This window comes from Microcoleus sp. FACHB-SPT15 (assembly GCF_014849525.1).
GTDB lineage: Bacteria > Cyanobacteriota > Cyanobacteriia > Cyanobacteriales > Coleofasciculaceae > Symplocastrum > Symplocastrum torsivum.
In genome coordinates this window covers 328,396-345,952 of record NZ_JACJNU010000070.1, presented here as the reverse complement: position 1 = coordinate 345,952, position 17,557 = coordinate 328,396, and the positions used below count along the sequence as shown (strand labels likewise).

Annotated in this window: 21 protein-coding genes and 1 other annotated feature; of the genes, 7 read left to right on the top strand and 14 right to left on the bottom strand. The window is 45.8% G+C overall.

Annotation, left to right across the window (positions count from 1 at the left end):
* The first annotated feature begins 77 nt into the window (after window positions 1-77).
* Together H6F98_RS31840 and H6F98_RS31835 are read left to right on the top strand one after the other, a co-directional pair.
* Window positions 78-539, top strand: coding sequence for a TMEM165/GDT1 family protein (locus H6F98_RS31840; protein ID WP_192222735.1), 462 nt, complete (start codon window positions 78-80; stop codon window positions 537-539).
* A gap of 131 nt (window positions 540-670) precedes the next feature.
* A complete protein-coding gene (locus tag H6F98_RS31835; protein WP_192222734.1) occupies window positions 671-961 on the top strand; it encodes a TMEM165/GDT1 family protein in 291 nt (96 codons plus the stop codon).
* An 84-nt stretch (window positions 962-1,045) separates the two neighbouring features.
* Here the strand turns inward: H6F98_RS31835 and H6F98_RS31830 are convergent, their stop codons facing one another.
* Window positions 1,046-1,555: a DUF4149 domain-containing protein gene (locus H6F98_RS31830; protein ID WP_192222733.1), complete on the bottom strand. Its 510-nt coding sequence runs from the start codon at window positions 1,553-1,555 to the stop codon at window positions 1,046-1,048.
* Window positions 1,556-1,877: 322 nt separating this feature from the next.
* On the opposite strand from H6F98_RS31830, the gene H6F98_RS31825 reads away from it, so the two are divergent.
* From H6F98_RS31825 to H6F98_RS31810, 4 genes are all read left to right on the top strand, one after another.
* Window positions 1,878-2,444 carry a DUF2808 domain-containing protein gene (locus H6F98_RS31825; protein WP_192222732.1) on the top strand — a complete coding sequence of 189 codons (567 nt, stop codon included), beginning with the start codon at window positions 1,878-1,880 and terminating at the stop codon, window positions 2,442-2,444.
* A 231-nt stretch (window positions 2,445-2,675) separates the two neighbouring features.
* Entirely contained in the window at window positions 2,676-5,231 is a 2,556-nt protein-coding gene (locus H6F98_RS31820) for a PAS domain S-box protein (RefSeq protein WP_192222731.1), read from the top strand.
* Between the two features lie 5 nt (window positions 5,232-5,236).
* Complete coding sequence (locus tag H6F98_RS31815) at window positions 5,237-5,683, top strand: response regulator (protein ID WP_192222730.1); 447 nt, start codon at window positions 5,237-5,239, stop codon at window positions 5,681-5,683.
* An 82-nt stretch (window positions 5,684-5,765) separates the two neighbouring features.
* The gene (locus H6F98_RS31810; protein WP_192222729.1) at window positions 5,766-7,361 is read left to right on the top strand and encodes a hybrid sensor histidine kinase/response regulator; all 1,596 of its coding nucleotides are present in this window, start codon (window positions 5,766-5,768) and stop codon (window positions 7,359-7,361) included.
* Here H6F98_RS31810 and H6F98_RS31805 read toward each other — a convergent pair.
* From H6F98_RS31805 to H6F98_RS31785, 5 genes are all read right to left on the bottom strand, one after another.
* The gene (locus H6F98_RS31805; protein WP_242058785.1) at window positions 7,358-8,491 is read right to left on the bottom strand and encodes an MraY family glycosyltransferase; all 1,134 of its coding nucleotides are present in this window, start codon (window positions 8,489-8,491) and stop codon (window positions 7,358-7,360) included. The genes H6F98_RS31810 and H6F98_RS31805 overlap by 4 nt on opposite strands.
* A 119-nt stretch (window positions 8,492-8,610) precedes the next feature.
* Window positions 8,611-8,886, bottom strand: coding sequence for a regulatory protein SipA (sipA, locus tag H6F98_RS31800; protein ID WP_192222728.1), 276 nt, complete (start codon window positions 8,884-8,886; stop codon window positions 8,611-8,613).
* Between the two features lie 332 nt (window positions 8,887-9,218).
* Window positions 9,219-10,355 (bottom strand): acyltransferase family protein, encoded by a 1,137-nt coding sequence (locus H6F98_RS31795; protein ID WP_192222727.1) that lies wholly within the window; start codon window positions 10,353-10,355, stop codon window positions 9,219-9,221.
* A gap of 41 nt (window positions 10,356-10,396) precedes the next feature.
* Window positions 10,397-11,395 (bottom strand): sensor domain-containing diguanylate cyclase, encoded by a 999-nt coding sequence (locus tag H6F98_RS31790; RefSeq protein WP_206759698.1) that lies wholly within the window; start codon window positions 11,393-11,395, stop codon window positions 10,397-10,399.
* 602 nt (window positions 11,396-11,997) lie between these two features.
* Window positions 11,998-12,450 carry an ATP-binding protein gene (locus tag H6F98_RS31785; RefSeq protein WP_192222725.1) on the bottom strand — a complete coding sequence of 151 codons (453 nt, stop codon included), beginning with the start codon at window positions 12,448-12,450 and terminating at the stop codon, window positions 11,998-12,000.
* 179 nt (window positions 12,451-12,629) lie between these two features.
* On the opposite strand from H6F98_RS31785, the gene H6F98_RS31780 reads away from it, so the two are divergent.
* Window positions 12,630-12,923, top strand: coding sequence for a hypothetical protein (locus tag H6F98_RS31780; protein ID WP_192222724.1), 294 nt, complete (start codon window positions 12,630-12,632; stop codon window positions 12,921-12,923).
* A 20-nt stretch (window positions 12,924-12,943) separates the two neighbouring features.
* On the opposite strand, the gene H6F98_RS31775 is transcribed toward H6F98_RS31780, so the two are convergent.
* From H6F98_RS31775 to secE, 8 genes are all read right to left on the bottom strand, one after another.
* The gene (locus H6F98_RS31775) at window positions 12,944-13,312 is read right to left on the bottom strand and encodes a hypothetical protein (protein ID WP_192222723.1); all 369 of its coding nucleotides are present in this window, start codon (window positions 13,310-13,312) and stop codon (window positions 12,944-12,946) included.
* Window positions 13,313-13,342: 30 nt separating this feature from the next.
* A complete protein-coding gene (locus H6F98_RS31770; RefSeq protein ID WP_277927634.1) occupies window positions 13,343-13,672 on the bottom strand; it encodes a 4a-hydroxytetrahydrobiopterin dehydratase in 330 nt (109 codons plus the stop codon).
* A gap of 353 nt (window positions 13,673-14,025) precedes the next feature.
* Window positions 14,026-14,418 carry a 50S ribosomal protein L7/L12 gene (rplL, locus tag H6F98_RS31765; protein ID WP_192222721.1) on the bottom strand — a complete coding sequence of 131 codons (393 nt, stop codon included), beginning with the start codon at window positions 14,416-14,418 and terminating at the stop codon, window positions 14,026-14,028.
* Between the two features lie 117 nt (window positions 14,419-14,535).
* The gene (gene rplJ / locus H6F98_RS31760; protein ID WP_192222720.1) at window positions 14,536-15,084 is read right to left on the bottom strand and encodes a 50S ribosomal protein L10; all 549 of its coding nucleotides are present in this window, start codon (window positions 15,082-15,084) and stop codon (window positions 14,536-14,538) included.
* 57 nt (window positions 15,085-15,141) lie between these two features.
* Window positions 15,142-15,311: a sequence feature (ribosomal protein L10 leader region), on the bottom strand.
* A gap of 46 nt (window positions 15,312-15,357) precedes the next feature.
* Entirely contained in the window at window positions 15,358-16,074 is a 717-nt protein-coding gene (gene rplA, locus H6F98_RS31755) for a 50S ribosomal protein L1 (protein WP_192222719.1), read from the bottom strand.
* Window positions 16,075-16,199: 125 nt separating this feature from the next.
* Window positions 16,200-16,625 (bottom strand): 50S ribosomal protein L11, encoded by a 426-nt coding sequence (gene rplK, locus H6F98_RS31750; RefSeq protein ID WP_192222718.1) that lies wholly within the window; start codon window positions 16,623-16,625, stop codon window positions 16,200-16,202.
* A gap of 2 nt (window positions 16,626-16,627) precedes the next feature.
* Window positions 16,628-17,248, bottom strand: a complete 621-nt coding sequence (gene nusG, locus H6F98_RS31745) for a transcription termination/antitermination protein NusG (RefSeq protein ID WP_192222717.1) — start codon at window positions 17,246-17,248, stop codon at window positions 16,628-16,630.
* Window positions 17,248-17,475 (bottom strand): preprotein translocase subunit SecE, encoded by a 228-nt coding sequence (gene secE, locus H6F98_RS31740; protein WP_192222716.1) that lies wholly within the window; start codon window positions 17,473-17,475, stop codon window positions 17,248-17,250. The genes nusG and secE overlap by 1 nt, the downstream gene beginning before the upstream one ends.
* Window positions 17,476-17,557: the final 82 nt, after the last annotated feature.

The following is a 17,557-nucleotide window of genomic DNA, read 5'->3' as shown; positions in this document are numbered from 1 at the left end:
TAAGGGTTGCTATTTTATGTAAATTTCTGAGAAGATGAAAAGAATATGAAAGCTAGTTAACATTGATACAGGCTCCCGTGAAACTCTCTTCCCTGCCTTTGACCAGTCTTGTCCTGTCAGCACCCCCAACTTTGATTGAGCCAGCGTCAAAAAATGACAAACTTCGTTCTCAGGCCCCGTCTAAGGCTGAGCTAACAAAAGATTTGTCGCTAACCGCTCCTCGCAAACCACTGCCGGCTCAGGAGCGTAATCGAGGTGTTTGGCGTATCTTTAGCTCAACATTCTTAACGATTTTTCTAGCAGAGATGGGAGACAAAACCCAGCTAGCGACGCTGCTAATGAGTGCAGAATCTCATGCTCCGTGGGTTGTTTTCGCGGGGGCAGCGATCGCCTTAATTGCAACTAGCTTACTTGGAGTACTCATTGGTCGTTGGCTAGCTAATCGGCTTTCTCCTAAAACCTTGGAAATGTCAGCCGGAGCGCTTTTGCTCTTCATTTCCGTCATGCTGCTCTGGGATGTCGTGCAATTCGCTGGCTAACAACTGTTTTGAAAATAGGTGTTAGGTGGTAGGTGATAGGGGAGAGGGATTTTCATCCTTCGGTATAGGCAATCACCCGTAGAAGTCTAACAACGAACTACCAACAACCAATAACCAACAACTAACAACCAATGGACTGGCAACTTCTCGGATTGAGTTTCATAACAGTGTTTTTAGCAGAAATTGGAGACAAGAGCCAATTAGCAGCGATCGCGTTGGGGGGTAGCCTCAAGTCTCCCCGTGCTGTATTTTTTGGCTCTGTTGCTGCACTGCTTTTGGCAAGCCTCATTGGTGTCCTGGCAGGGGAAGGAGTGGCGCACTTATTGCCCGATCGGATACTAAAAGCGATCGCAGCTATTGGCTTCGCACTCATGGCATTACGTCTGCTATGGCCCTCAGAAGTAAACGACACCCAAGAGTAAGTTTTGCGATTTCAATTGAACTAGCTCAAGAAAAAAGCTCCTCACAACAGCGAGGAGCTTTCTTGTACCCGGATAATGTTCTATCTAAGCAAGCTTACGCAAATCGCCGTAGCACCAGCCAAGCAGAGTCGTACCTGCTGCTAATTTGATTGCTTCAAGTACCCAATACCCCTCATGCATCTGAAGCATTCCGGCAGGCATCCCAGTCGTTGGCTCCAAAACATTTAGTTGGAGAGCCAGAGCGCTCATCTGCGGCGTGATGATGTAGGTATAAATGAGTGCAATTGCCAGCAGAAGGACAGCTAAGAAGATTGACCAGCGCCTTACCTGACGGTAAAGATTGGAGGGACCACGCAGCGCTAAGAGACTTGCTAACACAAGAGCCGCACACAGCAATTCGATACGATTAAAAGTCCAGAAAATTGAATAACCTGCTGCTGCAAAACTCGATTGGGTCATCATGCCAGCCGCTGATAGACCAGGCATGATCACAAAGTCTAAAATCAAACTGCTACTCAGCCAAAAGCCCAAGGCAAACATTATGATCGTTTGCCATGTGGGTCGCTTTACACTAACGCCAAAATCAGCGTTCATAGAATTTCCTCTATCGTGTCTTAATCTTTAGCTTAACCAATTATTTTGAGAAAAAATATGAAGTAATCTTTCATTAAATATGAAATAAAGCTAAAGAGTATTTCTCAAATTCAGGCTAATTTTTCATTAGTAAGAATCTTTGAAAACCCTCTAACCTCCATAAATACTAATAAGTACTTTTGCTTAGGAAGTAGACGTTAAGCGATCGCGCAGAAAGACACATGATGTCACTCACTCTGGTCAGCCAGATGTACTGCGGTGTTCTAAAACTAAAGTAAGGGCTAAGTTGGGTTTTTCGTCATTCACCTCACCCTCTAAATCAATGCGCGTTTCAAGTTTATTCGGAGCGATGGCATTAGTCGCCAGTCTTTTGGGCGTTACTGCTTCATCAATTCAAGCCATTCAACTAGCCGATGGAACAGTTTCATTTGAGAAGCCTCCTCGCTTGGTTAAGGCAACAACAACCTACAACCAAGCTGATATATCGGGAGCGACCTACTACTTCACAATAGAATTACCAGAAAATGCTGGTGAACCCCTTCAGAAAGTCACAATTAACCAACGTCAAGGATTTGATGATATTCGATTTGATCTCGATGATAGTCGTGCCTTTGAAGGGACACCTCGGAACAAAGGTGAACGGTTAACTCTGGCAGCAGTAACCAAGGATGACGAAACCCAAACAATTTCAGTCACATTTGACCCACCTGTAACACCCGGAAAAACGATTACCGTTGGCCTTCGTCCTAGGCGGAACCCGTGGACTGGCGGAGTATACCTTTTTGGGGTTACAGCTTTTCCGGCGGGAGAGAAGCCCTACGGATTGTATCTCGGTGTTGGGCGTCTGCACTTCTACGACAATGACAGAGATTTCCCCTCTGATTCTTGACTATGTACCCTAGTACATCACAGCCGAAATGAGCCTACCATCTGAAAACTTGCTCAAATCGTTAGAAATAAAGCTTGTTGACTTTTGACTTGGGCGTAGCAGTACTAGATGAGTTCATCGGAATTAGAGACAGGGCCTCCACAGAGCATTAGGGAGAATTGAAAAATGCGTCATCATGACAATTTTCCTTCTCCTAGAGAAATACTAGGCGTAATAAGTGAGAGAGTCGCCATGATTAGCACTTCTGTTGTACAAAAACTCTTTACACGGCGACTGACTCCTTTCAATATCGCTGCTCTTTATGTCCTTACTGGTGGGCTATGGATTCTCTTTTCTGACAAATTGCTGATTGCCTCAATTGACAACTCGCAACTCCTGACACACCTTCAAACGATCAAAGGTTGGTTCTATGTCATCGTCACGGGATGGATGCTGTACGTGCTTATCAGTCGTAGTGTACTAGCACTTCAGCAATCCGAAGTGTCACTACGATCAAGTGAAGAACAGTTCCGCCAGCTAGCGGAAAATATCCGTGAGGTTTTGTGGCTGAAACCCCTGAAAATAGACCAAGTAATTTATCTCAGTCCGGCTTACGAAGAAGTTTGGGGGAGAAGCTGCGAGAGTGTATATGAGCGAGCGATGTCTTGGACGGAGGCAATCCATCAAGAAGATCGCGATCGCGTAATTACTGCCTTTGAGAAACAAGTCTGGGGAGAGGGAGACTTTAACCAAGAATATCGGATTATACGACCCGATGGAGAAGTCCGTTGGATACGCGATCGCGCCTTCCCAATCTACAACCGCTCAGGGGAAGTCTATCGTTTAGCAGGCATCGCTGAGGATATCACTGAGCGGCAACAAAGTTTATCTGCACTACAAAGGCTCAATGAAGAACTACAACAAAGCCAACAGAACCTGCAAGCGATTATTGACAACACTACAGCCGTCATCTACCTGAAAGACTCAAAAGGGCGGTTCATGCTCATCAATCGCCAGTTTGAAAGTTTGTTTCACGTAACCCGTGAGCAAGTGATCGGCAAAACCGACCATGACGTTTTTCCTAAAGATTTAGCTGATGCTTTCCAGGTAAATGACTCTAGAGTAATGGATACGAGAGAAGTACTGACGATTGAGGAGGTTGCTCCTCAGCACGACGGGCCGCACACCTACATCTCGATTAAGTTCCCCTTGTATGATGCGACTCATTCACTATATGCAGTTGGTGGCATCTCTACTGATATTACTGAACGCAAACAGGCAGAGCAGAAACTTCGTGATTCAGAACACCGCTTCCGTAGTGTCTTTGAGCAGGCTCCATTTGCCATTCAGATCTTTACCGCTGATGGCTTCCTGGAGCAAGCGAACCAGACTTGGGAACAGATGTGGGGGATAACACGAGATAGGGTAGCAGGTTACAACCTACTGCACGATCCACAGGCAGAAGTCATGGGTCATTTGCCTGATTTCCGCAAAGCCTTTGCCGGGGAAGTTGTCAGTCTCCCACCTGTTTATTACGATCCCGCTTTAAGCAATAATCAAGGGGCTTCTCGTTGGATTGAAGTTCATCTCTATTCAGTCAAAGACGAGGCTGAAAATGTACAGGAAGTCGTGCTTATAACTCGTGACATTAGCGATCGCAAGCACGCCGAGCAACGTTTGCAATCGTCTGAAGAACGGTTCCGTCGCGCTATCCTTGATGCTCCCTTGCCCATGATGCTTCATGCGGAAGATGGCGAAGTGGTGCAAATTAACCGAACTTGGACGCAACTGACAGGCTACACTCATTCAGACATTCCGACAATCGCGGATTGGAGTGAAAAAGCCTATGGGCGTCGAAAAGAATTAGTTCAAGCAGATATTGAACGCTTATACAACCTTAATGGACGAATCTCGGAGGGAGAATATACAATTACCACCCGTAACGGTGAGGTGCGAATCTGGGAGTTCTATTCTGCTCCCTTGGGGAGGTTACCTGATGGGAGACGTTTGGTTATTAGTACAGCCATTGATATTTCAGAGCGAAAGAAGACTGAAGCCGAAATCCGCCAACTCAACGAAACTCTGGAACAACGGGTAATCGAACGTACCGCTCAACTGGAAGAAGCAAACCAAGAATTAGAGGCGTTTGCTTACTCGATTGCTCACGATTTGAGGGCACCTTTGAGAGGGATGCAAGGACTGGCAGAAGCTTTGCTAGAGGACTACGCAGACACTTTAGACGCACTGGGTCAGCAGTATGCCCATCACATTGTTGCTTCCGCTCAACGCTTGGATGATTTAATCAATGATTTACTGGCTTACAGCCACCTCAGCCGCAGTGAATTAACAGTTTCTACCGTTGATTTGAACTGGGTTATGTCGAGGGCGATGAGCCAGATTGAAGCTGACTTGAAACAACAGCAGGCGGTAGTAACTATTCGATCAGTACTACCGAAAGTAATGGCTCATCACGGTACCTTAGTTCAGGTACTGGCCAATCTGCTGTCCAATGCGCTCAAATTTGTTGAGAATGCCCAACCCCAAGTGCAAATTTGGGTTGAAACACACGATGACTGGGTACAGCTATGGATAGCGGATAATGGTATTGGCATAGCACTAGAGCATCAGCAACGCATCTTTCGCGTTTTTGAGCGTTTGCATGGAATTGAAACCTACCCTGGCACAGGTATTGGTTTAGCCATTGTTCATAAAGGGATTGAGCGCATGGGTGGTCAGGTGGGCATTGAGTCCGATCTAGGAAAGGGCAGCCGATTTTGGATCAAGTTAAGGAGAGAAATAACACTATAGCCACTATGAATCATACTATTTTACTGGTAGAAGATGACCCAACTGACATTCTTTTAATGCAACGTGTGTTCCGCCATGAAAACTTATCTAAAATCACACTACAAGTCGTTAGAGATGGAGATGCTGCCGTTTTCTACCTAAGTGGGGAAGGGGAATACTCGGATCGCGATCGCTATCCCTTACCCGTGCTGATTTTGCTAGACCTGAGACTACCTCGAAGGTCGGGTCATGAAGTCCTGGCTTGGTTGCGACAGCAACCTGAACTGAAACGCATTCCTGTAGTTATTTTGACCTCTTCTAAAGAAGCCAGAGATGTTAACCAAGCTTATGATTTAGGTGTTAATTCTTATTTAGCTAAATCGTCTGGTTTGACGGCTTTATTAGAAATGATGAAAGCGGTTAATTTGTATTGGCTGGTTACTAATGTCAAGCCGGAAGTTCAGCCAAATTGAAGAGCGATTAGGTGAACTTTTATAAGACAGTTTTATTTGTACATTCTGATGTACCACTATCTAAAGACTCGTTATCTTACTAATGCTACATGTCTTGGTCATTGATGATAATCCTACCGATCGCCTCCTTGTGATTCGGGAATTGGAGCGAGAATTTACCTCACTTGAGGTGAGAGAGATTACAGATGCTAAAGCTTTGGAAGAAGTAATTACCGAAGGACGTTTCGATGTTGTCGTTACAGACTATCAACTTGGCTGGAGCGATGGTCTTGTTGTTCTTAAGAAAGTAAAGTCTCGCTATCCCACCTGTCCCGTGATTATGTTCACAAATAGTGGGAACGAAGAGCTTGCGGTAGAAGCGATGAAATCGGGACTGGATGATTACATCATCAAGGTTCCCAACCGCTACAAACGGGTGCCTGTTGCTCTACGCTTGGCAATGGAGCGAGCTGAAGTTCGGAGTCGAGCCGCTCGTTTAGAGAAAGAGCGATCGCAACTTCTGGAAAAAGAACGGGCAGCGCGTCAGGAGGCAGAGGCAGCTAATCGTCTGAAAGATGAATTTTTGGCGACTCTTTCCCACGAATTACGGACACCACTCAATAGTATGTTGGGCTGGGCACAGATGTTACGCCTCAAGAGACTCAATGAAACTGACTACGATCGAGCAGTTGAGAGTATTGAGCGTAACACGAAGTCTTTGACACGCTTGATTGAAGACCTGCTCGATGTTTCACGCATCATTACAGGTAATCTTTCTCTGAATGTGCAACCTGTTAAACTTGCCTCTGTCATCGAGGTGGCTCTGAGTATTGTGCGTCCGGCGGCTGAAGCAAAAGCGATCGCGATTTCTTTTCTCAGTGATCGAGAAGTCGCTCCCGTCTTAGGTGATGCGACTCGCTTGCAACAAGTGATATGGAATCTCTTGTCAAACGCGATCAAGTTTACGCCATCTGGTGGACAAGTAGAAATTCGATTGAAGCAACTGGACGATAGTGTATTGATCGTCGTGAGCGATACAGGACAAGGGATTAAGCCTGAGTTTCTGCCCTTTGTCTTTGACCGCTTCCGTCAGGCAGATAGCAGCTCGACTCGGCTTCAAGGAGGCTTAGGTTTGGGGTTGGCAATTGTGCGGCACTTAGTTGAACTTCAGGGTGGTACTGTCACTGTAGAAAGTTCAGGGTCTGAGCAAGGTACAACCTTTACTGTACAATTTCCAACTCAACGCCGTCAGACTCAACTAACAACTACTGAGGTGGAACCTGCAACAGTTGAGTCAAGTGCAGTCTCATTCAAGGGGTTACGAATCCTTCTCGTAGACGATGAACCCGATACACGAGAGTTGCTAATGTTTGTCCTTGAGCAGTATGAAGCCGAAGTGAAGGAAGCCGCTTCGGTTAGGGAAGCCCTTGAAGTGCTTAAAGTATTTGTGCCGGATGTACTCGTTAGCGATATTGGAATGCCGGGGTTAGACGGCTATACCTTAATTCGCCAAGTTAGGGCAATGCCAGAAACATCCTTAAGCAAAATGCCTGCGATCGCTTTGACTGCGTATGCGAGTGATTTAGACCGGGATCGCGCTCTGGAAGCAGGTTTCCAAATGCACCTCTCTAAGCCAATTGAGTCGGATGAGTTGGTAAGGGCGATCGCTTCCTTAAAAAACATGAGCGGAAGTAATTAGCGATCGCTTCTCACTTCAATTGCCCGCATCCTTTGCCAAACGGTAAACCCTAAAAGAACAACAATACTAATAACCGTTGCATAAATCACTATCGGTGTCATGTCTTGCAGCATCATCGCTAGCCAGTTGGACACCAAGGTAATTCCCCAAAGCGTGAGCGCCGCACGACGCTGGGAGAAACCCCAAGCTAGCAAGCGATGATGCAAGTGGTCTTTTCCTGGCGTACTCAGTGGATTTTTTCCAGCCATCAACCGTCGGACAAAAACCTGCGTAGTATCTAGCACAGGCAAAAGTAAAAAGAATACCGGAGGTACTAAGGCAAACACAGTGGTTACTTTAAGATTGCCGATGATACTGGTCGCCGCCAGCACGTAGCCAAAAAAGTAAGCTCCAGCATCACCCATAATGATGTGAGACGGATGGAAATTATGCCGCAAAAAGCCCAGCGCTGCCCCACCCAAAGCTGCTAAGAGCAATGTCGCCGCTGCACGAGTTGGAAACTGTGCGGAAACGGCTAAAAGGCTCATCGCCGTGATAAAGCTGATTCCACCAGCCAATCCGTCCATCCCATCCATCAGATTAATCGCATTTGTAACCCCCACGACCCATAACACTGTAATCAAAATTGATAACAGTGAGTCGATTGGGGAACCAAATGGAGTTTCGATGCGGATATCGCTAGCAATCAGCAAAAGTGCGGTGAGAACCTGAGTAAACAAGCGAATATAAGGAGGCAGACCAAATTGGTCGTCAATAAAGCCCACTAGCACTAAAATGGAACTTCCGAGCAGAATCGTCAGCACTTCTGCTAAAACACCTTCAATGACAATCGGTCTTAAAAGTGTCGCCAGTATCAGTGCGGCGACTACCCCGGCATAAATTGCCAAACCGCCTGCATTCGGTAAAGGTTCTCGATTAAGCCGCCGTGCATTAGGTTGGTCAGCCCAACCCACTCGTAAAGCAAAAGAGCGTACCTCTGGAATAAAACGCCAAGTTACTCCGCAGGCAAACCCAAAGGTGAATATCACCGCTAGCCAACCAGTACCAGTAGGGTTGGCAATACCGAGAGACTCAAGGAAGTCATAAAAATTCATCTCCCAATTCCCGCCCAGACTGCCAATAATGAACATTAGCCTCAACAGTACACGAATAAACTCGTCAAAGTGGTCTTATGTTTTGCCCCTCGTGGCTTTCCAGGAAAAGAATTGGAGGCATTGAATCCGAGAAAAGTACACGCTTGAAGTTTACCTTAGGTCGGAGAGGATGATTCTGGTGAATTCTCAGTTTCTGGAGGAGTTTGAGAGGTAACCGGAACTGCCTCAATATATTGGCTATCCAGCAAAAACGCCCCTTGAGAAAAGCGAATGCCCCAGTATCCTCCTGGACGCCGATCAAGAACGATACCCTCTTCTCCAAGTTGAATGACATTAGGAGGTCGCAGCATCGGGATGGGTTCGGCTGTTTTAACGTAGCGAGGTAGTTCAATCACCCGGACGCGATCGCCAACGGTAAATTCTTTAGACATTGGTCAGATATAAAAGGTTTAACTATCGGTTGTAATGTTAGTAGATCAGCAGAAATAAACATATTAGTAATAGCTATAGCGGTTCTCCTAAAGGATGAGGTACAAGATTCTCGGTTTTCGGGAATTGGGAATAGGCAAATTTTCCCCTAAAACCTACCACCTATACGCCTTAACCAAGACACAGGGCTAATCCCTGATGGGTAATAGTGTAAGTGCAAGATGGCGATCGCTAACCACTAAATCTTTGCACCTACTTACTTAACTCTATTTTCTGTTCAAAACTCGAAGCTCCGGATAGTCAGCGTTTCTACTTCTTGAGAAAAAGCGATCGCCTACACCTTAATAAACCAGCACCGTCGATACATTCCGTACCCAACCACCCACCAAAATGCCAACGTTAGCAGGGCAAATAACAACGAACCGTTCATCGCCCCTGCCCAAGGAACAAAAAGATGCTCGTAAATCCAGGTGTAAGTTGTGGGTGCGTTTTCGCCAGTTCCAATGTGGGTTTTGACCAAGATTTTAATCAGCAAAACGGAAGCGACAAAGAGGAAAATCGCATTTAAGCCGATAATCTCGAACGGCTTTCCCCAACGGCGTTGCTTACGCACCTCTATCAGTTCATAACAAGCTGCGAATAAAAGTAACGCCCAACCTGTTGTAAGGACAACATAAGAACTCGTCCACAGCTTCTTGTTAATTGGAAACCCAAAGCCCCAAAGCTGCCCCATTCCCATACAACTAAGGCTCAACAGTACCAAATTCAAACTCGTGCGCGACTTAATTGGCTGTTGGCGTAACCAATCTCCCGTGAAGTAGCCAAACAAGACGCTCACAACAGCAGGAATTGTGCTAAATAATCCCTCTGGATCTCCTTGTGAGTTGAAGTTATCCCCCTTGTACAAATGTGCTGTACCGATAACTAAGCGATCAATATAAGCACCTAAATTCCCTTCCCGTGATAAGTTACCCATCCCATAACTTGGAACAGGAATAAACGACATCGCCAGCCAGTAACCAATTAGTAAGAGTATTGCAATCGCCCACTGCCCCTTTCGCGGTACCTTGAGAACAATTAAGGCAGCGGCTAGGTAAGCTAAACTGATGCGCTGCAATACACCCATTACGCGGATCGTGTCCCAGTCGTAGTTCCAGAAGCCATTGAGGAATAACCCCAAGGCAAATAAAATCAGACTGCGACGGACAATCCGCCAATAAACCGTTGGAATGGTCTGATTTTCCTTGATGTTCGATAGAGAAAATGCGATCGCTACACCAACAATAAAGAGAAAGAAGGGAAAAACTAAATCTGCTAGGGTACAGCCGTTCCAGTCAGCATGAAGCAAGGGTGGATAAACTTGCTCTGCTAGCCCTGCCATATTCACAAGAATCATCCCAGCAATCGCAATTCCTCGAAATACATCGAGTGATATCAGGCGCTTGGCTGGTTGTTGTTGCTCGTGTGACACGTTTTGTTTTATAGACTAACTACCCCATATTCAATGCGATCTCAAAGAGAATGGGTAAAAGATGCCATCACAACGCGATCGCGTCCTTGCCTCTTTGCCCGGTTTAACGCCGCACTCGCTGCCTGAATAACGGCTTTTCCCGTTACCCCATGCTCTGCAAAACTTGCGACTCCACAAGAAATCGAAAGAGTGCCAAGCGATTGATTTTTATAGGCAAGATTTAGCTGCTTAATACTCTCCCGCAGTTGTTTAGCTCGTTGTTGGGTAGTCTTCAAAGATGCTTCCGACAACAGCAGCAGGAACTGTTTACTCCGATAACGGCAAGCAATATCTGACGCACGAATTTGCTTGGGTAAAAACTTACCGATTTCTCTGAGTAAGAAATCACCCGCTTCATACCCGAACTGCTCATTGATGCGCTCAACGTGATCGACATTGAGTAGGATAATTCCTAAACTCTGGGGATGACGCTCAGCTTTTCGGATCTCACGCTCCAGTGATTCTTCCAGGTAATGCCGATTGTACAGCTTAGTGAGTGGGTCACGAAGACTGTGGTTGTTGAGGGTTTCTCGAAGTTTTAAGTTAGCTAAGGCGAGTCCGATATGCTTCGCGACACTTATCGCTAGTTGCTTCGTTTCGGTAATCCGTCCTCGATGCAATGAACCAATGTACAACACTCCCAAAGTTTCTCCATGTACAGTCATGGGTACACAGAACGTTTCAACAGGGAGAGAATTGGGTCGAATATGTTGACAAGTTAAACCATAGTGTGTATCTTCAGCTAGGTGTACCTGTCCCCGTCGTAAGGCTAAACAGTCACAGGGAGTAAAGATTGGATCACTGGTTAAAGGTGCTGAACCCCAAGTTGCGATCGCTTCCAGTTGATTTTTTGAGGGACTTACAACATAAATGGCACCAACTTCATTGGGAAAGAGTCGTTGAACCAACGGTTTAATCGCTGTGTACGCCTCTTCAACAGAAAAACAGGCTTGGAGTAAATCAATTAGCTGCTCTAGCAAGTTGATATTTAAACTATTCAAAGTAGTTAGCATTCAACGGCAAGGTAGTAGTGTTGAGCTTTGATAGTGTAGTGATGCACCCCTGCGCGATTGTTCAACGTTTGGTCTGCAACTGATGTGGCACGAACCAAACAAGTTATTAAGTAGATTAGTTCACAGATAACCTACAACTTGAGTACGAGGTTTTCCCCTTGCTACCCTGAAAAATAGAGGAAAACATTTACAGCATTCCGTGTGTTAAAAAACACCTATGCATCTGTCCTGTAACGGCACGCCGTTCAGGATTTGCAAACAATTAAGCTGATCTGACAAGCGGGTTGTAAAGATTGAAGCCGCAGATGCACACAAGATTTATACAGATGTCAGTCATCGTGAAAGGATTTTTCACCAAACCCTACGCTTCCAGACAAGCTGCATTAAGTATGTCAAGAACAAATTGTTCCTAAGCATCCTGCATCAGCAACTCCTCATTCACCTTAATTGATGCCGTTTCACGACGATTTATTTTATTTGTAGAGGGTTGTATTCCTCTTTTCTGTATTCATCCTAAGCTGAGATCCATAAAACATTGCATAATCTTCTCCCCCTAGCTCTCCACCCTGTAGCTTAAATGCTGAGCAAGCCTACAGCCAGGAACGAACCTCAAAAGCCGACTGACGAGCAATACTCACGTAAAATAGTTGGTGAAATCCTTCGGCATAAGTTGGGCGCACTAACTTCTTGATTGTTGAGTAGATGGCGATATCTGGCACTTGGTCTTTCCCCACACGTTGCTGGTTGCGCTTACGACACAAGCTTACGTGTGATTCAAAGTAATAGCCAATAATCTGGGCACCATAGGTCTTACTTAGCTGAATCAGTGATGCTCGATCTTCAAGTGTCGGATTGGTGTTGTCAACAACAACAGAAAGTCCGGCTTGTAGTGCGGCTTCGATGAGTTGGGCTTGTCTTCTTGCCCGATTTTTATTGTTACGCATCAGGTCTTTGCTGACGTGTTCGTGCGTTGTCGCAAAGTATGTGCGAAAGAATGTACTTTTGCCAGACGCTTGTAGACCGATAAAGATGACTAACTCCATCAAGGTACACCTTTCTTGTAGGGGCGCACACCAAGAGCGCCCTTAATGTATTGCTAGTGAGAGCTTTGATAGTTCCCTTTATTTCTGCTCATCTCCTTAAAGACTTTGATTAGTTTCCTGAAAGCGATATCTCCTTAAGAAGTTTGTAATAGCCCTACTCTCAAGCTACATCTTTGTTTATGGAATTTACCATTGTTGCCAGGTCAACAAAAAAGGCTAAGCTAATTGTCGGAATTTTACTTCTCACGATTTTGCTGAGTGGATGCCGTGTTCCGATTAGGCAAGGAAGCAGTCTCCAGGCATGTAGAGATGCAGAAAAAGCTGTACAGAATGCTCAGCAACAATCTGACGAGGCGATTCAAGTTTTATCCCAAGCTAAAGATAAAAACACATCTAAAAGTACTGCTGCAAACTTACAAAGTCTCCAAGAGGCGGAGGAGAAAGCTTTTGAGAAGTGTTACAAGGTTAAGTGATGTAAGGTTTACATCTAGCCTTATCGTCTGGACCCAGCAACTTGAGTTTCTAGTGCAACAATTCGTTCCTTAAGTTCAACCACCAACGTAGCTAGGCGCTTAAACATTGGATCGTCTCCCAACGTAGAAAGGGGAGATAGGGAAGGATTTGGTGTGATTCTTGGTGCTGGCTGATTGACTCGCTCAAGTTGAGGACGTGTTCCCGTTAGTCTATAGACTTCCGACTCTAAACGACTAACTTGCGATCGCAATTGAGAGTTGTCTGATTCTAGTCTGGAAATGCGTGATTCCAGTGCAGATGACGCTGACACTGGGGTAAAACTTCTATGCAAAAGAGTCAGTAGCACAAGTGCGAAGATGACTCCAAGCACTCGTAAAGGTTTAAACATTTTATTAAATAGGTTAAGTAAAAAACCCTACTAAGGTTGGGTGGATAACTGGGAGATAACTTCGGCTAGATCAAAGTCTTTCTGTGTCAGTCCTCCCGCATCATGGGTTGTCAGGCTGAGACTAACTTTATTGTAGGAAATATTAATGTCTGGATGGTGTCCTGCGATTTCTGCTGGCTCAACCAGGCGATTCACAAAATCAATAGCTTCAACAAAGTCTTTAAATTGATAAGTGCGGCAAAGTTGCTGATTCTCAATTGTCCAACCGGGTAGGTTTTCCATGTGTTTGGAGACTTCTGTTTGACTAAGGAGGTGTGTCTGAGTTTCTAAAACTTCTGTTGCATGGGTACTACTTGCCAGCACCAAAATCAAGCTAGCCGTGATGAAACCCAGTTGCATTGTCTTCGAGAGAGGGTTTGACATGGGTGCTTTTACAAGTCCTGCCTAGTTATGCGATCGCACTAGCTAGCTTGCACAGTTTGAACACTATACTTTTAACTTTTAGCGTATCGCTCAGAGGAATAGAAGAGGAATAGGGGCAAGAATAAATTTTTATCACAATAACTTTAGGGGCGCAAAACCTTGCGCCCCTAAAAAGGTTCATGGAATTTTTCTGGCAGTTCCCAAAAGAGCAAGCAAGATGCCTACTCCTAAGTGAGAGTTAGGTTTGATAGTTAAGGCAACTAACTCGCCCTATAACTTACCACTTACCCTTACTTGACAGTTACTTTTGCGCCAGCTTCTTCCAACTGCTTCTTGGCATCCTCAGCGGCATCTTTTGCGATCGCTTCTTTAACAGGCTTTGGCGCAGATTCCACCAAGTCTTTAGCTTCCTTCAGACCTAAGCCAGTTAGCGTCCGGACTACCTTCAAGATGGCAATCTTCTTATCAGCCGGAACGTCTTCCAAAACGACATCAAATTCAGTTTGCTCTTCAGCTTCTTCAGCCGGGGCAGCAGCAGCACCAGGAGCCATCATCATCATGCCACCAGCAGGTGCAGCAGCACTTACGCCGAAGGCTTCTTCAATTTGCTTGACGAGATCGGCAGCTTCCAGCAAAGTCAGCGATTTAAGTTTTTCGAGAATTTCATCAGTTGCAGCAGACATGGATAAACTCCTTGAGATTAATAATTCGGTCAGTTGTTAGTTGTCAGTTGTTTTGCTCAGCAGATTTGTTGCCACTGAATTATTAGGCAAAATCCTAACCTTGAGGGATGAAGATTTTTAAGCCGCATCACTTCCGGAAGCACCTTCTTCCTTCTCAGAGATGGCTTGAATGCTTCGACCCAGAGAAGCAGGAACCTCATTGATACCCACAGCAATTTTGGTTGCCAAAGCATTAATTGCACCAGCGATTTGGGCAATAAGTTGTTCCTTCGAGGGCAAGTCACCAATGGCTTTGACTTGGGCTTCATTTAATGCCCGTCCTTCCATGACACCGCCACGAAGTTCTGTCTTCTTGGTGGCTTTCTGGAAGTCTTGGTAAGCCTTGATTGCCCCACCCACATCATCTTTGACCAGCATGACGGCAGATGAACCAGAAAGAAATTCTGACATCGGTTGCCAATTGTCATCGCCATCAATTGCACGCCGCATTAGCGTGTTTTTGGTCACCTTGCATACGGTACCGGACGGACGTAGACGGTTGCGTAAGTCTGTGATTTCAGCAACAGTCAGCCCTTGGTATTCGATGACTACAGCAAGTTGAGACTCACTCAAGGTTTGCTTGAGATCAGCCACAACGTCCTGTTTATTTTCAAGTGTTCTACCCATCTTTTATCTCACCTCCTTTGTGGTTTGTTTTTTGTTGATGGTTAGACCAACAACGCACAACCAATTACAAAACCCCGGACACTTTGCCGGGGTTGCACTTTGTATCTTGTAGACCCTGCCACTCACATTTACAAATGCCGGTGGCACGGCGGATACTCAGGGCATTGACCTCGGCAGGTTATTAAGCGATTCGCTCCTGCTGTCTATGGCACAAGCCGATTCAGTTTTTTTGACGCGAGGATTTTGGATCGGTTGAAAATCTAAACGTTCTTCTTATGCTGCGTCCCCAAGTTTCAGGTCACGTAGGGCGTTAATCTCGACTTCAATCGATGGTCCCATTGTCGCCGATACAAACATACTACGCCAATAACGACCTTTTGCGCCTGCGGGTCGATTACGGTCGATTGTTTCCTGCAAGGCTTTGAGGTTCACAAGTAGGTCTTCGGCAGAGAAGGATGCCTTGCCAAACAAAATATGAACGATACCTGTGCGGTCAGCACGAAACTCTAATCGTCCGGCTTTGACTTCTTCAATTGCTTGCACTAAGTCAAAGGTAACTGTTCCACCTTTGGGAGAGGGCATTAGACCCCGTGGACCTAAAAGACGCCCCAGTTTTGCGACCTGTGGCATCATGTCTGGCGTTGCAATTAACCGATCAAAATCCATCATTCCTTTTTGGATTTCTTCGATTAAATCTTCGGAACCAACTACGTCAGCACCCGCGTTGGTCGCTTCCGTAACTTTTTCACCCCTAGCAATCACAGCAATCCGCACGGTCTGACCCGTTCCTTTTGGCAGCGCTACTGTTGTCCGCAACTGCTGGTCAGTATATTTTGGGTCAATTCCCAAGCGGATATGGGCTTCTGCTGATTCCGGGAACTTCGCTGTAGCGGTTTCTTTTAAGAGAGTCAGGGCTTCTATGGGCTGGTAGGGTCGCTCTTCGACTTTAAGAGCTAGTTCTTGTAGTCGGCGCGATCTTTTTTTTGGCATTTGTATCTCCTGGGGTCGTCTAACGAAGCGGTAGCTTCTCCCCCTAATTATGTTTACAGTGTTTTAGGTTAGTGGAGCAAATCAGGAATTTTCCAGCCGTAAAGACATTCTTGGGAAATTCTCTACTAATCTGCGATCGCAACACCCATGTTTCGAGCTGTGCCTTCGACAATTTTCATTGCTGCCTCAATATCATTTGCGTTGAGGTCAGGCATTTTTGTCTGAGCAATTTCTTGTAATTGAGCACGAGTAATTGAGCCTACTTTTTGTTTATTCGGTTGACTCGACCCTCGCTCAATACCCGCTGCCTTCCGAATTAAAACGGAGGCGGGTGGGGTTTTGAGGATAAAGGTAAAGCTACGATCCTCAAAAACAGAAATTTCTACTGGCACCACCATACCAGCTTGGTCAGAGGTCTTGGCGTTGTACTCTTTGCAAAACGCCATAATGTTGACCCCATGCTGACCCAATGCCGGGCCTACTGGCGGTGCAGGGTTGGCTTTCCCAGCCGGGAGAGCCAACTTAATCATCGCAACGACTTTTTTTGCCATTTCTAGCCTGTTTTTTCAACCTGATTAAATTCCAATTCCACTGGCGTATCCCGTCCAAAAATAGAGAGTAGTGCTTTGAGCTTGCTCCTTTCGGGGCTGACTTCAATAACTTCGCCTTCAAAATCTTTAAACGGACCCGATAGAACCAGGATTTTATCTCCTGCTGCCATATCAACTTTGACAACTGGCTCTTGTTCCTGAGCTTGTTTAAAGATTCGTTCGACTTCTCCAGGACTTAGTGGCATTGGTTTGACATGTCCACGCCCGCGTCCATAGCGGCGTTTCTGTTCTGCCCCGACAAAGTTAATCACATTTGGTGTGTTTTTGACAACCTGCCAAGCATCATCATCCATCACCATTTGGACTAACACATAGCCAGGGAAGACTTTTTCTTCTGAGTGCTGTCGAGAACCGTCCTTCCGAATTTTCACGGTTGGTGTCTGCGGAATCTGCACTCTTAATATTCGATCCGCTACATCCAGAGTTTGGATGCGCTGCTCTAGGTTCGTCTTGACCCGTTTTTCACAGCCAGACGCAACCTGAACCGCATACCAATGGGCAGCTTGGGGGTCGTCGGCTAGCTGTTGTTCGGAATCGTAAGGTTCGTCTGTTGCAAAACTCATCAAAATACCTGTTGGGATGCCCAAGAGAAGAAACCATCCACCAAGTAAATCATGGTGGCAGAGAGAATAACCATTAGTAAGACAGCGGCTGATTCGCTAATTAGCTGCTGCCGACTTGGCCACACTACTTTACTAAGTTCATCTTTAGTTTCCTGAAAGAATTTTGTCGGGTTAAAGCCCGATGCTGTTTCTTGAGCTTCTGCTTCTGCTTTAGTCTTCTTTGCCACAAATTTTTATCTCCCCCGTCTATGAAGCTGTGAGGCGTCTACCGGTGGGACATTTGGCAGCCACTCACACAACAAGTCTACC

Coding starts and splice junctions, on each gene's coding strand:
- nusG (WP_192222717.1), bottom strand. CDS start 17,248: ATGAGTTTTGCAACAGACGAACCTTACGATTCCGAACAACAGCTAGCC.
- rplJ (WP_192222720.1), bottom strand. CDS start 15,084: ATGGGTAGAACACTTGAAAATAAACAGGACGTTGTGGCTGATCTCAAG.
- H6F98_RS31785 (WP_192222725.1), bottom strand. CDS start 12,450: ATGGAGTTAGTCATCTTTATCGGTCTACAAGCGTCTGGCAAAAGTACA.
- H6F98_RS31805 (WP_242058785.1), bottom strand. CDS start 8,491: ATGTTCATTATTGGCAGTCTGGGCGGGAATTGGGAGATGAATTTTTAT.
- rplK (WP_192222718.1), bottom strand. CDS start 16,625: ATGGCAAAAAAAGTCGTTGCGATGATTAAGTTGGCTCTCCCGGCTGGG.
- H6F98_RS31825 (WP_192222732.1), top strand. CDS start 1,878: ATGCGCGTTTCAAGTTTATTCGGAGCGATGGCATTAGTCGCCAGTCTT.
- H6F98_RS31810 (WP_192222729.1), top strand. CDS start 5,766: ATGCTACATGTCTTGGTCATTGATGATAATCCTACCGATCGCCTCCTT.
- H6F98_RS31835 (WP_192222734.1), top strand. CDS start 671: ATGGACTGGCAACTTCTCGGATTGAGTTTCATAACAGTGTTTTTAGCA.
- H6F98_RS31820 (WP_192222731.1), top strand. CDS start 2,676: ATGATTAGCACTTCTGTTGTACAAAAACTCTTTACACGGCGACTGACT.
- rplL (WP_192222721.1), bottom strand. CDS start 14,418: ATGTCTGCTGCAACTGATGAAATTCTCGAAAAACTTAAATCGCTGACT.
- rplA (WP_192222719.1), bottom strand. CDS start 16,074: ATGCCAAAAAAAAGATCGCGCCGACTACAAGAACTAGCTCTTAAAGTC.
- H6F98_RS31830 (WP_192222733.1), bottom strand. CDS start 1,555: ATGAACGCTGATTTTGGCGTTAGTGTAAAGCGACCCACATGGCAAACG.
- H6F98_RS31780 (WP_192222724.1), top strand. CDS start 12,630: ATGGAATTTACCATTGTTGCCAGGTCAACAAAAAAGGCTAAGCTAATT.
- sipA (WP_192222728.1), bottom strand. CDS start 8,886: ATGTCTAAAGAATTTACCGTTGGCGATCGCGTCCGGGTGATTGAACTA.
- H6F98_RS31775 (WP_192222723.1), bottom strand. CDS start 13,312: ATGTTTAAACCTTTACGAGTGCTTGGAGTCATCTTCGCACTTGTGCTA.
- H6F98_RS31815 (WP_192222730.1), top strand. CDS start 5,237: ATGAATCATACTATTTTACTGGTAGAAGATGACCCAACTGACATTCTT.